Origin of the sequence: Desulfosporosinus sp. OT (genome assembly GCF_000224515.1) — a bacterium.
Classification (GTDB): domain Bacteria; phylum Bacillota; class Desulfitobacteriia; order Desulfitobacteriales; family Desulfitobacteriaceae; genus Desulfosporosinus.
In genome coordinates, this window is the sequence record NZ_AGAF01000217.1 from 18,377 (window position 1) to 33,898 (window position 15,522).

16 protein-coding genes and 2 pseudogenes are annotated in these 15,522 nt (G+C 41.9%); 3 read left to right on the plus strand and 15 right to left on the minus strand.

From position 1 onward, the window contains the following. Positions 1 to 55 precede the first annotated feature (55 nt). The gene (locus DOT_RS20205; protein WP_009622875.1) at positions 56 to 1,531 is read right to left on the minus strand and encodes a DUF438 domain-containing protein; all 1,476 of its coding nucleotides are present in this window, start codon (positions 1,529 to 1,531) and stop codon (positions 56 to 58) included. A 318-nt stretch (positions 1,532 to 1,849) separates the two neighbouring features. Here DOT_RS20205 and DOT_RS20210 point away from each other — a divergent pair, with 318 nt between their 5' ends. After that, positions 1,850 to 2,926: a hypothetical protein gene (locus tag DOT_RS20210; protein ID WP_009622877.1), complete on the plus strand. Its 1,077-nt coding sequence runs from the start codon at positions 1,850 to 1,852 to the stop codon at positions 2,924 to 2,926. A 251-nt stretch (positions 2,927 to 3,177) separates the two neighbouring features. After that, on the plus strand, positions 3,178 to 3,531 hold the full coding sequence (locus tag DOT_RS28955; protein WP_083824209.1) for a glutaredoxin domain-containing protein: 354 nt from the start codon (positions 3,178 to 3,180) through the stop codon (positions 3,529 to 3,531). A gap of 553 nt (positions 3,532 to 4,084) precedes the next feature. Here the strand turns inward: DOT_RS28955 and DOT_RS20215 are convergent. The 3 genes and pseudogenes from DOT_RS20215 to DOT_RS32500 form a co-directional block, all read right to left on the minus strand. Beyond that, a complete protein-coding gene (locus tag DOT_RS20215) occupies positions 4,085 to 4,855 on the minus strand; it encodes a type II toxin-antitoxin system Phd/YefM family antitoxin (protein ID WP_009622883.1) in 771 nt (256 codons plus the stop codon). A gap of 139 nt (positions 4,856 to 4,994) precedes the next feature. Beyond that, positions 4,995 to 5,255 (minus strand): annotated as a pseudogene (locus DOT_RS32025) (cupin domain-containing protein); the annotation flags it as partial. 741 nt (positions 5,256 to 5,996) lie between these two features. After that, a pseudogene (locus DOT_RS32500) lies at positions 5,997 to 6,431 on the minus strand (DUF5301 domain-containing protein); the annotation flags it as partial. A gap of 941 nt (positions 6,432 to 7,372) precedes the next feature. On the opposite strand from DOT_RS32500, the gene DOT_RS20225 reads away from it, so the two are divergent. Next, positions 7,373 to 7,840 (plus strand): hypothetical protein, encoded by a 468-nt coding sequence (locus DOT_RS20225; RefSeq protein ID WP_139024262.1) that lies wholly within the window; start codon positions 7,373 to 7,375, stop codon positions 7,838 to 7,840. Positions 7,841 to 7,907: 67 nt separating this feature from the next. Here the strand turns inward: DOT_RS20225 and DOT_RS32790 are convergent, their stop codons facing one another. The 11 genes from DOT_RS32790 to DOT_RS20265 all read right to left on the minus strand — a co-directional run bounded on the left by DOT_RS32790 (position 7,908) and on the right by DOT_RS20265 (position 15,196). Beyond that, positions 7,908 to 8,369, minus strand: coding sequence for a tail fiber protein (locus tag DOT_RS32790; protein ID WP_009622891.1), 462 nt, complete (start codon positions 8,367 to 8,369; stop codon positions 7,908 to 7,910). A gap of 381 nt (positions 8,370 to 8,750) precedes the next feature. Beyond that, complete coding sequence (locus DOT_RS20235; RefSeq protein ID WP_009622895.1) at positions 8,751 to 9,056, minus strand: muconolactone Delta-isomerase family protein; 306 nt, start codon at positions 9,054 to 9,056, stop codon at positions 8,751 to 8,753. 336 nt (positions 9,057 to 9,392) lie between these two features. Then, positions 9,393 to 9,785, minus strand: coding sequence for a hypothetical protein (locus DOT_RS32035; protein ID WP_050809921.1), 393 nt, complete (start codon positions 9,783 to 9,785; stop codon positions 9,393 to 9,395). Next, positions 9,734 to 10,039 carry a MerR family transcriptional regulator gene (locus DOT_RS32040; RefSeq protein ID WP_009622899.1) on the minus strand — a complete coding sequence of 102 codons (306 nt, stop codon included), beginning with the start codon at positions 10,037 to 10,039 and terminating at the stop codon, positions 9,734 to 9,736. Before DOT_RS32040 ends, DOT_RS32035 begins: the two co-directional genes overlap by 52 nt. Before the next feature lie 223 nt (positions 10,040 to 10,262). After that, positions 10,263 to 10,415 carry a hypothetical protein gene (locus tag DOT_RS30700; RefSeq protein ID WP_009622901.1) on the minus strand — a complete coding sequence of 51 codons (153 nt, stop codon included), beginning with the start codon at positions 10,413 to 10,415 and terminating at the stop codon, positions 10,263 to 10,265. A gap of 90 nt (positions 10,416 to 10,505) precedes the next feature. Next, the gene (locus tag DOT_RS20245) at positions 10,506 to 11,894 is read right to left on the minus strand and encodes a PD40 domain-containing protein (protein ID WP_009622903.1); all 1,389 of its coding nucleotides are present in this window, start codon (positions 11,892 to 11,894) and stop codon (positions 10,506 to 10,508) included. A gap of 59 nt (positions 11,895 to 11,953) precedes the next feature. Continuing rightward, positions 11,954 to 12,451, minus strand: coding sequence for a DUF3888 domain-containing protein (locus DOT_RS20250; protein ID WP_009622905.1), 498 nt, complete (start codon positions 12,449 to 12,451; stop codon positions 11,954 to 11,956). Positions 12,452 to 12,868: 417 nt separating this feature from the next. Next, positions 12,869 to 13,249 carry a diaminopimelate epimerase gene (dapF, locus tag DOT_RS32795; RefSeq protein WP_348982162.1) on the minus strand — a complete coding sequence of 127 codons (381 nt, stop codon included), beginning with the start codon at positions 13,247 to 13,249 and terminating at the stop codon, positions 12,869 to 12,871. After that, positions 13,250 to 13,720, minus strand: coding sequence for a diaminopimelate epimerase family protein (locus tag DOT_RS32800; protein WP_009622909.1), 471 nt, complete (start codon positions 13,718 to 13,720; stop codon positions 13,250 to 13,252). It abuts the gene before it with no gap. A 46-nt stretch (positions 13,721 to 13,766) separates the two neighbouring features. Beyond that, positions 13,767 to 14,306, minus strand: coding sequence for a nitroreductase family protein (locus tag DOT_RS20260; RefSeq protein ID WP_009622911.1), 540 nt, complete (start codon positions 14,304 to 14,306; stop codon positions 13,767 to 13,769). A 152-nt stretch (positions 14,307 to 14,458) separates the two neighbouring features. Then, on the minus strand, positions 14,459 to 15,196 hold the full coding sequence (locus DOT_RS20265) for an AAA family ATPase (RefSeq protein ID WP_009622913.1): 738 nt from the start codon (positions 15,194 to 15,196) through the stop codon (positions 14,459 to 14,461). Positions 15,197 to 15,522: the final 326 nt, after the last annotated feature.

The following is a 15,522-nucleotide window of genomic DNA, read 5'->3' on the forward strand; positions in this document are numbered from 1 at the left end:
GTGGCAAATGTCAATTATCTCAGACTATGGACAATGATTGATCTGTTGTAGATAATTAACTATAAATTCTTTTTTCACCCTGTATCTGTTGGATTCTCTGAATATCCTGAGAAACCTCTATTGTCCCAGCATAATTGCCATGTTCATCGCGCAGGGCAAAATACTGAATATAAACATATTTGTCTCCTAAGTGCAGCCAGAAATTAGCAGAATCATTCTGCCCGCTACGGAAATCCTCCAAAATCTTTTGCACGATATGCACACTGTCCGGTGGGTGGCAATTTTGTACTTGACGACCAATGATCGCCTTGCTGCGCTGAAAAATGCGTTCTTTGCCAAAAGTAAAATACCTTACTCTGTCCTGCTCATCCACAAAAGTGATGTCGACGGGTAAGTTATTAAGAAGAAGGTTTAATTGCTTCTGAGTGAGTACTCCTGTCTCAAAGGATATCTCTGCATCAGTAACTCCAGGTGCCTTGCCCTCCTTGGGGGGGTGTTTTAACGTCGCACCACCTTCCAGAGTTATTTCAGGTTTCCAGCCAGTATCAGGTGTTACTAGATATCCAATCTCCTCACTTTGCTGGACGATCTCTGCCCATTCCTCATCCACTAAGGTGTCAATGCACATCGGGAACATGATATTCTCTTCTTTATAAATCATATCTGTGATCATTTTTAAAGCCGGGCGGGCTATTCCCTCAATAATCCCGCTAACTTCTATATTGTTTGGCTGTTGCTCCTTCAAAAACTTACTGACTTCTTTTAGAAGCGCACGAATATCATCGTGGATTGCCCACATTACTTTCGGAGGTGCGTTTACACCGTGTTTCTCAAGATAGGCGAACAAGATGTTTTCTTTACGGCTGTAATGTTTCTCGATTTCGCATAATTGTTCATGAAGCTGCCGCCACTCAACTAATTCATTTCTAGCGGGCGTCATTTTACTTTGGCTCAATCTTTCGAAAAGCTTATCATGTGCGGCGACTATTTTTTCAATCTCTCTATTTTCCTTCTGGAAGGTATGAATGGGGTGCCCGCCTTGCACCTCTTCCACAACCTGGTTATTTAGCCCTTCCTCAAAGACCGCTGCATGCACATCACACAAAGATTTAATTTCTGTCTCGGGTAATCCCTCTTGGATTAATTCCTGTTCCAATTGGGCAATTTCTGTGGCGCCTACATCGCTCAGCAAATCTTTGAATCTCTCCCGCAATTCTTCTGGATTTGCTTGATGATGAATATCTCGAATAATCTCTTTGAGCTGCTCCCTGCGTTTCTTGCGCTTTTCAAGTGGATCTTCTTCACTTAGCACATCAAAACCATTAGCTTCCAAAATGCGTCTCGCTTCTTCTAATGTTATACCATGACGTTTTAGACCTTCAGCAACCGGTAATTTGCGCCCCACAGTTTGTCTAAGAATGGGGTTCGCCGCTCCTTCTAATCCCATGTTATGAAGAATTGGGATCAGCTCGGGATAAGCCTCAGTTAGATCATATAAGGACCGCCTTAAGTCTAGGATTATTTCACTCAAAATTGTTCACCCTTTCTGTTATATCGGATTGTTAAACCAAATTTAGTCTGTTCTTTAGCATTATTTGCAAATATCGTCAAATTAATCAATCCCTACGAATTCGAAGAGGAAGAGACAAAACAATTGCATTTTCATCCCTAAAATGAACTCATTCTTTTATAAGTTTCGGTAGCTATGATTTGATAACCAGCTTTTCATCTTCATTGTGAACGGTGTTTAGCTGTTATATATACAAGAATCATCAGACATTTATATGGCAAAATAAATATGATAACATAACAACTAAAATAAGACTAAGTAACCGAAAGGAAATTTAAGATGACCAATCAAAATTCAGCCGATATTATCGCTAAATTCGATCAAATTTATCCAGTATATTCCGATTTTACAAATGTTACCGAAAACCTGTTAAAAGGAATACTTCAGCTTAAGGGCATCAACGTTCACTCAATCACTTCCCGGGTAAAAAGCCGAGAAAGCTTAAAGAGAAAAGCAAATCGGGAAGATGATAAATACACAAAACTAGAAGACATCACCGATTTAGCCGGGATTCGGATTATCACCTATTTTGCTGACCAAGTGGATCTTATCGCGGGTTTTGTGGAGGAGGAATTTGAAGTAGATCGGTCAAATTCCGTGGACAAGCGAGAATTGATTGACCCTGAGAAATTTGGCTATCTATCCCTTCATTATGTCGTCAAACTTCCCCCCTTTAGACTTCAGCTTATTGAGTACCAACGCTTTAAAGATTGTAAATTGGAAATTCAAATTCGCTCTATCCTTCAACATACATGGGCTGAAATTGAACATGACTTGGGTTATAAAAATGAACACGCCGTTCCCCGAGAAATCCGGCGAAGCTTCTCGCGACTAGCTGGATTACTGGAATTGGCGGATGAAGAGTTTATCAAAATTCGTTCCAACCTCGCTAATTACGAAGCCGAAGTTGAAGCTCAAATCGAGAAGACCCCCACTATGGTACTTATCAATCAGGCATCGCTAAAATCTTATGTTCAAAAATCTCAACATATCCGTATCCTCGACCAGAAGATTAGTCATATCGTCAACGCTGATCTGGAATTAAAGGACCGTTTTTTTGGCTATCTAACGACAGTCTTTAGTTACCTGGGAGTGAAGACCATTGGAGAACTCGATGAAATCGTTAAAGACATTGGAGATGATGTTTTAAATTTCCCTCGCAATGGACTCAAAAACAAACAGGGCGAGAAGGTCAATTGGGGTACTACTTTATTCTACCTGGCCTATGCCATCGTTGGCCGAAGAGGTTCTCCTAAGCAAGTATCTGATTATCTTGAGCACTTCAAAATCGAGACGACTGAAAGTAGGCAAGAGCTCATCCAACAAATCCTTGCAGCCTATTCTTCGAAATCTTAAAGAAAGTTCACAGCCGAAAATTGGCTGTACTTCATTAATAGCCCAAAACTATCGATCTACCTTTTATGCCCATTATAATGACCTCCTTTCGCACAACAAAAGGAGGTCAGTTATTTTATGAGTATGGATTTGCTTTGACAAACAAAAATCTCGATTTATAATTTGATTATACCCTCTTTAAGTATAACCCCTCCTCTGTAAGGTCGCGAAAACATCCTGCACATACGCATATGGGAAAGGAGTATGTTTCTATGAAAAACGTTATCATGTTCACCACGCAAACTTGACCACACTGTTTTACAGCGAAGAAGTTTCTTTCGCAGCATAAGATTCATTTTGTAGAAAAGGATATCAACCGTGATGAGCAAGCCCGCGCGGAGTTAATCCGCAGAAACGGTAAGGGAGTTCCTTCTTTTCTAATCGGGGACGAAATGGTTGTCGGTTTTGATCAGCAGCGGATTCTACAGCTAGTCGATCATAGGGTCATAGAATGCGAGAAATGCAAGGGCAAGATGCGGGTACCCATAAATAAAGGAACACTCCAGGTGACTTGCCCAAAGTGTTCGCATAAGTTTAATATTACGCCAGAGAATATTAAAGATTAAACGCTAACTATGGCCAATTTACCTATCAAGGGGCTTATGTTTATCATTTGGATCTGGTCAAGGGCTAACCTAAATTGAGTATTTTGCTGAATTGCAATGGTTTCTTCAGCACCGTTAATTACAGTATGATTGCCCTATTTTATCATTTGGAACTAATCTGTCTTGGATATCGATAACCAAGAGCACTACTTCGGCCTCAAATAGAACATATTTGTTCAATGTTGAAACTCCCTGGAGTAATGGCTCCAATTCATATGGCCAAGAACATGACCCAACAATCTGAAGTAAGTCAAAGGATCCGTCCAAGATGATCGGTATGCACTAAAAAGCAAATTTGTAGACAGTCCGTCTGTTATCTGTCCTACAGCAATATAACCAAGGAAACTAAAGCAAACGTCAGGGTTACCGGTGAATTATATTGGAGTTTTCCAAAGAATTTTTTCATATATTTGGTCTTCCTCCTTATTCTGTTTATAATCTTTTTTCACTGCCTTCTGCTCTACTGTTTCTGGCAGAAATATCATTGTATTTCCCGTGTACGTCCCCAGAGGATTCAAGGGAAAACCATAGTCCCTGTAATTTCCAAATCAGGAGACCAATACGACCGAACTGCTTCCTGTTTCCTGTAGGTCCGAAAATGATCAATATCCAGGTCTTTAAACCCATAAACCAGTATAATCTCTTGATCAGGATCGACAATCCAAAACTCCCTGACCCCGGAAATCATAAAGGTATTCAGCTTATCCACCATATCTTTGGACCTAGTGCTTGGCGATAAGATCTCCACAACCAGAACCGGCGTGCCCATATACCGGCCTTTTTCATCGGTGGTCTCAGCCACATCACAAGCAACAAGCAGATCGGGCTGCATTACATCAGGGTCTTTGAAGCCTTCTTTCCGGAAATGTACATCGAAAGGGGCATAAAATACCTTACATCCTTTCCCTTTGAGATACTCCTTGAATCCAACATATAAGTTTCCCGAGATTTCTTGATGGATAATGCTTGGCGAGCTTAACAGCACAATTTCACCGTTGATGAATTCCATGCGCATATCGCTTTTTTCATAGATTTCCCTAAATTCCTCATAGGAGACTTTTTTCCCTCCGTATTGGCAGTCCAAAGCCTTCTCCTTCATGAGAAAATAGCGGTCGCTATCTGTGATGTAAGGTGTGAGCCTCACCGCTTTTTTACCGTTTTTGGTAATTACCACTTCATTATTATTGATTACATAATCCAAATATGTCCCAAGATTGCTTTTAAGCTCCGTGGCTGTAATTATATTTTTTGGTTTTTGATGACCTTCATCGTTTATATCGTTCATAATTATAATCACCCCGTACGATAATCATATTATATCGAACGATAATATTCAATCCTTTTTAGCTTACTGGGACCTTTGGGGCAAGCTTAAACACGCCATCTAAAATCAAAGAGTTGCATGGAGATATTTGCCGCAGAAATTAAACGTACCGGTTTGGCGCGCTGCCTGCGCCCCTGCCGGTTATTCTAGTTCTCGAATAAGACACACCTTCGGCAGGAATCTCCACTGCGAGGTGGGCGAACCAGCTGTCTTTTGCCGCGCCATGCCAGTGCTTGACCTCAGGCGGAATTTTGACCACATCACCGGGGTGCAGTTCTTGTGGTTCCTCTCCCCATGCCTGATACCAGCCACGCCCCTCGGTGCAGAGCAAAATATGTCCGCCTTTGTGATGGATATGCCAACCGGCCTGCTCGCTCCATATATCTTTGCCGCTACTGTCATCAATGCGGAGCGTGACGAATCCGTTGTCTCGTTGTGATTGATCAAGATAAATAGATTCCTTCAGGCCGTCCCTATTAAAATCAGCATTGCCTATAGGTTTACCCGGTTCATCTGATCTCTTAATATCATACACCAGCTCGTTGGCACCATAGTAAAATACTACTGTAGACCCGTCTTCGAGCACATAGCCGTCGCCATAAAGCCCCGATAACTTAAAATTAGGTTCACCCATGATTTTTAAGACCATCTCGCGCGGTGTTCCTTTTTTGATATTCTTATGTCCCGAGGAAGTGCTTTCCGCGACAGCCCTCGCCTCATCGGACGTGAGCGCCTCTGACGAAGGGTGCCCCTTTATGAATTCGTCAACATCGCTATATCGGATGTCGATGCCGCTGCCGCCACTTTCCCAAATGCTTTCAAGATTCGCGCTGTCAATCTGCTTGCAGTCTGTGCGAACAATCAGACGGTAGCCGCCCTCAACGCCGTAGCCCATGATGCGGTAATTGAAATTGGAGCTGAAGTCCGCGCCTTTGAAATCCTTGAAATCCCCAAAGACCAAATTGTCGCCTTTTCGCGCCAATTCCCTGACGTCGTCCAACGTCAACGGCGCCAGCGAAGGAGTTGCCGCTGAGAGTCTGTCGTTATAAATTTTGTGAATCGCTGCATTTGTTTCACTGTCGCTTTGGTATTTATATACCCCAATATAAGGCTCCTCGACGTAGTACCCGTTCCCCTGCGTATACAGATACAGCGTCTTCTTCTCCCTTTCCAGAACCAGCCTGACAACAAGGTAATTCTCCTGTGTAGGATAATCGTTTACAGATTGCGTCAGAGTTTTTCTGGCCCCAGAGAGGGCAGACAGAACGGTTTTGATGTCCTCGCTGTCCTTCACCGTCGTACGACCAACGCTCGTGCCCTCGTTAATCTTTTCCATCTCCATGGAAAGCACAGAGGTCGCATCGGGAAGCTCCAGCTTCAGAACAGGATTCAGCGTAGGATTCGTCAACCGGCATACAGACAAGAGAATAACTGCCAATACTGAAATGATCAGTACCCATGCAGCGGGCTTTTGGAAATTCCCCTCGCCAACTGTGAGTGGGCTGCCAGCGATGATGCGCCATGCTCGTTTTTTCATTATTTCACCTCATTTTACCAGCTACCCATAATCTTTCCTGCAATCCACGATATAGTCAACATATACCGTCTGATCTTTTAAGGCGCTAAATTGATTCAACATGATTATTCGAGAATATCTGGTATCTTATTGACATAGTCAGGAATGTTATCTATAACATCTTGTAGGCAAGTGGCATTATCCAACATCTTCATAGTTTCCTTATGCGGATTAGCATATATTCCAGGCAGAAAAACTCATTATAATTCTGTTCAACTATAAAAGACATCTGTTTTTTGCCATGTAAATAATTCTCCCTTATATACATTTTTCAACCAATTTGCCAGATCAAAATAATTATCTGAATATTGCTATTCCTCTTAGCCTAGAATATATATCGAATGATCCGGTAGCATACACCGATTATATATGGTTTAGTATTTCGGCTTACGTTTTCGCAGTCATTACTGTTTAATTAATCCATTGACGATAGTTTTGCCTTGGTACCGCTTTATAGACTGCGCCCTTTGAAGCCGGGATTGGGTACACCTCACCTTCTCCGTTTATAAAAAGAAATTTTATTCCACTCAAAACTCTTCACTCTATTCTAATGATTTCAGTAGAAAACCTAAGCTTTGTCAGTTTTAATGCAGTGGTTTTTATACATACTTCCGCTCCTGATATTATCCCATATTTTAACATAATGCCAAGCTGTTTCAATAATAATATCTGACGTTGATGTCGTAAATACACCAAAATTCATGAGATTAGTGACTATATTTAGGTTTCTTACTTTAGCTGCCACTATCGTCTTCCTCGTAAACCGATCATAAGGACTTAGGATGCTACTTCACGTTTCAAAAGGAAGCAGAGCCCTGCTGCTTTTTGTTTTTGGACCAATTACCATATTAATAGGGATAGAATTGTTGAAAGTTTGGAAACTATCATTGGAGGGTATTACAATGATAAAAATACAAAACAAGCTAGCTTTAGCCTTAATTTCAGGTCTTCTTGGTGAGTTGGTTATTATGATGAGTAATCGCCTGTTTATAATGTTAGGACTTGTGCAGAGTTCATTAAGCTTGATGTCACTTCAAGTTGTAAAGTGCAGAAAGTGGATACCCCTGACCACGAAAAGAGATATTTGGTTATCTCATGGGATTAGTACGTTCTTTTGCACAAGTGGAGGACTGATGATTACCTATATATTGTCATTTAATAAACGTTTAAGTTTACTGAAAGGCTTCGTTTTAGGAACAGTTGGAGGCTTAATTCCATATGTATTTAAGCAAGCTAAGATAATTAAGGATTTCAAAAAAACGTTCAGTAAAATCATGTGTCTTGTGAGTCACGGATTTTTCGGATTAACTGTGGCGTTTGTCGTAAAAACCCTTGGAGACAAAAATAACTATAGCAAAACGAAAAGCTAAAGTCCTATAACTATCATTATAAAGGGGCTGACTTACTAAATCGTCAACTCCTCTTAAACTGTTTATTTTACGGAAAATGCGTAATTTCTTTGAGAACCTGAGAGAAGAGGTAACGTCCGGTTTTGCTGGTGACGGCAATATCAAAATCAAGATAGCGCCGATAATCCGTAAATTCTTCTTGATCCCCGGACACCGCGCACGAGCCGTTCAAAGAGTTCATGAAGGGCATCCGCTTTCTCATCGGCCAGAGCATCGAACAAAGAACCGCGCTCAATAATATTGGGTTCCTGCTGGGATAAATCCCTCGGACCGCTATGCAGTAGTGCATACCCATGCCTTGCATCGGCAGCGCATTGCGCAGGTCCGGAAGGCAAAAGGTGGTTGTACCATTTCCGCCAAAGGTGGTGCCGATCAAGGTAAACAAATCTTGATTCGTGGCAATGTTCAGGGTTTGTCCCTCGCAAGGTATCCAGTTGAAAGGTGAGAAATCAAAGGCGAATAGTTCAATATCTCCCAAGAACGGATCCATAATACACCTCTCTGTCTTATCTAATTCACTTTTAGGACAGGGCTGTTACATGTTTCAAAGTCTTTCTCCATTTGTTTATTATTTCCTGCCAAAATTACGGTATTTACTCAAAATATTCCACGAAGGAGGCCGGCCCCACCAAGCTTAGAAAATGGCCTCCTTTTGGATAGCGATGTGTCGACCAACGACCTCTCTGATCTGCCGCAAGCTTAGGTGGAGCGCCAAAAAAGCCATCATGCATATGAGGGCTTCTTATCTCACTGGATATTACTGAAATAAGCCAGCTGAAGGTTTAGTTTAAAAAAAGGCCCCCGAAGGGGCCTTAAACTAGGGTGAGTATCTAGTGCTGAATTAATTTTTTCCTATCTACACTTTTGGTGTTTATTCTACTTTTTGAGCTAACTTAACGGATTCCAAAGCACTTTCAATGCTGATTAAGGGAGTAATCTTTGTCTCGAGAAAAGGAAATACAGGAGATTGGGATATTAATGTATGGAGTTCCTCGACAGATTCAACATCCCAAATAACACAGCCACCTTTTCTACCAGCAAACATCCCTTGTGCCAAAATCTTTCCCTGTTTCTGATAGTCTATAACTTTTTCCCACCCTTCTACCATTATTTCTTTGATCTGTTGAGGTGGGAATGGAGGTAATTGTTTTAATTCACTTGTAACGAGAAATAGCATGGTTACCCCTTCTTTCCATAATTATTTGGCTGTTCGATTGAGACAACTGCCTTATCTACTTCACCCTAGTTTAAAAAATTCGAATTGATGGACTGGAAATTCCCAGCTTCAACCCGAAACAAAGAAAAAGAGCAACCGACCTCTTATAAGGCCCATTGCTCTTTTCATCTATTTCGGATGGAATTTTTTAATCTAATAATAAAAGAATCGGCTGGATACCGATTCTAATTATACTTTATTGCCTTTGAAGTTTTTTTATTTATTAGCCGTATAATATCTTTAAATCAAAATATTGTCAATAGAAATTTAACACCCTTTCAACTTTCTGTAAATCAATTAAAAATATCGTCCAATAAATCCAGGCCTGCCAGTATCTGGATGATTTCCAATGGAGCGAGCATTACCAGGATAGTTTTCGGATCCTGGCCGAGTTTTGGAAAGAACATCCCGAAGAGTATGAAATAGCCTTGGATTATGGAGCACGGTGTGCCAAGTTAGCGTCCCTGTCCGAATGCCATATAATTTTTGATGCTGGTTATAAATTTCCGGGCAGGTTTGCGCATATTTATTAATTTGATCCGCGTCCAGAATTGCCGCCATCTTTTGAAAAGTAGGGGATTCAAAAGAATCTTGGTCAAGGTGTACCGTACCCTGGTTCAGCAGTTTGTCAATCTTCGCTATGCGCTCTTCAATGTTTTTCTTATCAAGCGTGAGCTCACTTCGCAGCAACTGCAACACTTCCTGCAGGCTTGCATTATTGTTAAATCACCCAGTATCTCTTTGATGCCTTTGAGATCCAGCCCCAGAGATTTTAAATGTTTGATTAAGCGTATACGATTCAACTCTGCCGGCCCGTATAGACGGTATCCCGCGGTGGTGCACTCCGGTTTAGGCAGCAAGCCTATCTTATGGTAATATCTGACGGTTTTAAGGGTGCTTCCGGTTAATTTAACGAAATCGCCGATCTTCATCCGCTTCTCCATTGCCATACCACCTTTTAAGTAAAGTATAAGCCAGGCCCCAAGGGCCGAGTCAACTTTATTTTTGAGAGCATAGATTAAGCTAGCCCTAAAGAAATTACTCCCACATACTGAAAAATGCATAATAAAATAAGATCACGAATCAAAAACGGACCCCTTGCGAGGTCCCTTTAATGTTTTCTTATTGTTTTTTCTCCAACTCCATGAGATGTGACTGATAAAGAACTTATTTCTTGGTATTTTCATATACACCCCACAAAGTGTAGCCACTGCACAGGAAAAGGCCACCGGCAATATAAGCTGCATAGGCAGCTTGGGTACTTGCCAGCGACTTAGCGTTGCTTTCGGCCCGGTTAATTACCGTAGAAGCCTTGACCAATGCTCTGTCGGATTAGAACGACTAAAGTCGCAAACGCCACGGCAAACATCAATGCCTGGTACGTACTCATAAGACGATAGTTGCTCTTTTTTACGGTTGAAACCAGGCAAAGTCATTGTGCCAAATATAACCGTAGAAACCAAACGGGTCTTTTTCCCATTCCGGAAAAGGTCCTAAAATTTTGCGAGGATTGTTATCGTCAGCGCCAATCATCCATAGCGAGTTGTCTTGAACATACATAATCTGAGTTCCGTCTTTGGACCACTCCGGCTGGTATATGCCCGTACCTGCAGCCTTTAAAGGATGGGCACCAGAGCCGTCAGGATTCTCGATCCACAAGGTCCGCGTAGCTATCCAGTCCGAAAGTTTGTCGGAATCACTGAATCCCCAAGTATCATTGCCCAGGTTTTGGGCAGCAATAAAAGCAATTTTACTGCCATCCGGAGATGGCGCAGGATCAATTGCCACGGCTCCCATGGGACTGGCCAGGTTCCTGATGTTTCCCGTCGCAGGATCGCAAATTACCAGGCTTTTCTCAAACCAAACAGGACGATTTCCCCCAGCTACCATCAGCAACTGCCCCTGAGGCAAAAAAGAAAGCCAATTCCGGTACCCCAGTCCATAAGTTATTGCTTTCGGTTGAGAGTCACCAAGCTTAAGACTTTGTAATTCCAAGCCGTCAGCCGCCAAAGAAGCCGAATAGGAAGGGTCCAGCGAGTACAGCAATCCCGTGCCGTCGGGCCACCAAGCCGCCACAATAATTCCTGTATCTGCGGGAGCTTTCAACTGTTGGGTTGGTCGACCGTTTTCTAGATTATAGGTATAAAGAATATCCTGACGATCTTGAGGATTATTTGAATCCTGAGTTGGAGCCGATCCGCTATTGCAAGCTAAGGCTTTACCGTCAGGAGACCAACAAGCGTAACCGGAATATTTCCCGATACCTGGTATTTGATACGGGTTTCCTTCCACCGGAACCACCCAAATTCCGTCCCGACCCTCTGCTACCAGAACATTTGCGGTGGGTGACCAGGAAATATTAGGTACGTTAGGCAATTCAGGAAGGCCCTGAACCTGATGGGCTTGCTGTCCATCCCTGCGAATAAGCCAAAGCTGTCCGTTATTTTCGTCCTGTCCACTGGAAAATATAAACGCTATCCATTGGCCATCGAAAGACCAAACCGGATAATAGGCCTTGCCGGAATTTGTAAGCTGTTTCTGCTCACCGGTTTCACCGTAAAGTAGATATAGTAAACCTTTCTGGGTGAAAGCCAGATCACCTCTATTCTTGGCGTCGACCATTTGAACAGACGTCAGGGCACTCTTCTCCTTATTGAGGGGAGCTGAACTCATACCGTCCGGGCCACCGCTCGCCGTAGTTTGCTGAGTTTGTCCACAACCGGCAAGCCCCGTCAGCAAAGAAACGAAAACAATGAAAACGAAACCAATAAAAACTACATGCTTATCCTTGAAACGCATTACGAATCACCTTTTCTCTTGTTTCTTTTTCAATCATTGATATTCCGTCCTGCTGCAGGTCAGTTAATCTTCTTAATTACACCTTTGTAATTTGGAGGCAAACTATCATAATAACTTTTGACATGCTCAAATTTTTCGACCTTGACTTCTCCTTCACCAGAGCCCACACGAATTGTAAGCTGATCAACCCCAACGTCAAGATGCGGACCGATGTATGACTTTACTTGAAGTTTCAGCGCAAATAAAAAAGAACGATATCCCATAGGTCTTTCGACCTCGATGATTTCAATCGAATCAGGTGAATAATTGGGGGATGTAGTTAAATATTGTTTATAGTAGTCATTAATTGCTGTTTGGATATAGGGGGCAAGAAGTGTAACGAATATATCCTGGTAAATTTCCTCTTGGGAATGCTCAAGTGCCTTATCGGTACTCTCAGAAGAAATTGATATCTTACTAATCGGCACATTAACAGCTTCAGTCTTTCTATTACATCCAGTTGTGTTAATGACAAGCAAACTGCAGATTACGCCTAGATAAATCACCTTTTTTCTCATGTTCCTATTCATCCCCTCAGTCATAGAAAATCATTTATTCAGATTTCCACACACTCTTATACTATCCTAACTTTCAAAATACATAGTTACAAAATAGTTAATTTATTGATATCAATCATACCAATCCAATTTGTTATATAAGCAAGGGAAACTCCTTATCCATCAACCCAATCTCTAAATTCAACCAGTATATCTTCATCCCTACCCCCTCAGCCAATCTTCAAAAGGGGGCCTTCCTTTTGGAGGAACTTCAAATTATTAACTTAACGGGTATATAGATAATGCGACGCGGATCAGTCAGCAAAAAAATTGGGTCCTATAAAAAAGGTTATGGCAAGAGTACCAGCGTTTATCAAAAGGAACGCTGGTACTCTTATTGAACTAGTAAATCCTAGGTGTCATATGACGTAACAGCCTTTACCCCAAACGATGCCATAATTCTTCTGAAAATGTACCACTTGCGACACTCGAAACCGAACCGGTCATATGAACATGTCCGTCAGGATTAATTTTTATTTCAATGACTCCACCGGGCATGTGCACCTTCACCTGATTATCAACTAAACCTAACTTGTATGCAGCGCTTGCTGCCGCACAGCTACTACTGCCAGATGCCAAAGTATAACCAGCTCCACGTTCCCAAATCTCAATTTCGATATTCTTTCTATCAATAATATTCATCAACTGAATATTTATCCTATTTGGGAACAGCGGGTGGTTTTCAATAACTGGCCCCAATTCTTTAGCTAGCTTCTCTGAAATTATATCCATGGGTAACACGCAGTGTGGGTTACCTATCTAAAGACATGTAATCCTGAACGAACCCTTATCCAATTCTAAGACTTCATCTACAACCTCGCGGGATAGCCCTGCCACAGGAATGGATTCACTCAAAAAGGTAACGGTTCCCATGTCTACTCTAATCAATTCACCTTTTCCGTCTAGTATAGTAACAAGTACCTCCCCTCCCAAGGTGTCCAAAGTGAAACTGTTCGTATTGATATAGCCCTGATCAAAAAGATACCTTGAAAAGATCCGAATCCCGTTTCCACTTTTTTCAGCTTCACTACCGTCGGGATTTAAAATCCTTAGCTTTATGCCACCGCCATCAAAGATAGGGCCAAACAAAATTCCGTCTGATCCCAATCCAAAATTTCGATGACAAATCAGTTGGATATTTTCCTTAGTTAGATTGAGCTTAGTTCTATTAGGATCGATAACTATATAGTCGTTGCCCAACGCATGATATTTGAAATAATCTACTTTCACGTATTAACCCCTCTATACCAGTATAGCTCATATTCAGTATCTGTTTTTACCAATTTTCATAATGTATTAGTTCTTTAAGTGTCTTTTGGGGACGTTCTTTTGGTGTTTCATTTGCATAACCAAGAGTGATAATACCAACTACATATTTATCTGCAGGTATATTTAAAATTGGTCTGATTTCTTCTTGGGTAAACCATGCAACGCAACAAGTACCTAATCCTAAGTTGTCAGCTTCAAGTAGTATATGTCCTATAGAAATTGATGTATCTCTGATTATCTGTTTAAGTTCTTCTTGTGGACTATTTTCATTTAACGATACATCTACATTTTCTTTTATTCTGCAACGTATATCTGCTACACAAACAATAAAAACTGGAGCAGAAAGCATCCATTTTTGGTTATGAGATACTTCAGCTAATCTTTGTCTACTTAATTCCGACTTTACTACAATGAAACGCCAGGGCTGTGTGTTACTCCCTGATGGAGCAAGTATGGCACTCTCAAGTAACTGAATTATTTTTTCATCTTCAACTGGTTTGTCAATATATTTTCTTATACTTCTACGCATTTTAATCTCTTTAATCATAATATTAACCTTCCTCAAACTTTATTTATTGACACATCTAAAGTTCGCCAGCAATAAACAATTACCTTTATTTTACCCTTTTGGTCCTATAATTTGTGTTATGCAAAGCCCCCCTGCCTTAAGCCGACCACCAACTGACTGTAATTCCGCGATTAGGGAGATAATGTCATTTCCAAGGGCGGCGCGCTAGCGGCCACCTGCAACAACCCATCCAAGTCAAGATATTTCAACGCCATGCGGCCTATTTCTTCCATCGTCTGGTCCAAATCTTTTCGTTCATCGGCCGGAATCAACCCCAAATGCTGGTCGGGGATGTTTAACAGGACTCCCTTTGGTATCGCCCCTAATACCGGCAAGCCACAATATTGTTCAATCGCAGACCTCATCATATTTTCGTGACGGGGACGGGCAGCCACCCTGTTTAAAATTACACCGGCCAGCCGGATATCCGGGTCAAAGCGCATAAAGCCCATCACCATGGCAGCCACACTACGAGTTATGCGCGTGGTATCCACCACCAGTATCACTGGCGCTTGTATTGCTTTGGCTACTTCGGCCATACTGCCGTTGCCCGCCAGGTCCACGCCGTCATATAGGCCATCTACCCCCTCGACGATCCCAAGACCGACGCTGACGGCATGCCGGATAAAGGATTGCAGTATCACTTCCCGGGACATGAGAAAACTATCCAAGTTACAGTAGGGACGCCCGGTCGCCCTAGCCAACCAGCCGAGATCAATAAAATCCGGTCCCTTTTTATAGAGTTGCACTTTCAATCCCCGGGTGCTTACCAGGGCTGCCAGCAGTCCCATGGTTACCGGGCTCTTACCTGAACGACCTTTAGGAGAGCCAATGACCAAGCGCGATATGTGTACTGTCTTCTGCTGCATTATGTTGTTTCACCTCTGTTGTTTAAATTTGATAACAGATATTTGTTTGTTGGGCAAATCTAGCTTGGAGCCTATAATGGTCACTATGTAAAGTTCACTAAAACCAAATTCCCCGTTTTTGTCCAAATTCCTCCTTGACAGTCGATTTACCTGTTTTCGTTTCCTTCTCATTTGGCCCTTCTGAGCGTGTTTTTGTTCGAAAGACCAAGGTCCGTTTTTCTCTCGCTCACGTCGATTTACTATGATGTTTGTTTCAGGTTTTTCCTATTCTGGTCACATCTTATCCTATTGTTACTCCTTTTTAACAGCTTTCAGAGGTTCGCATT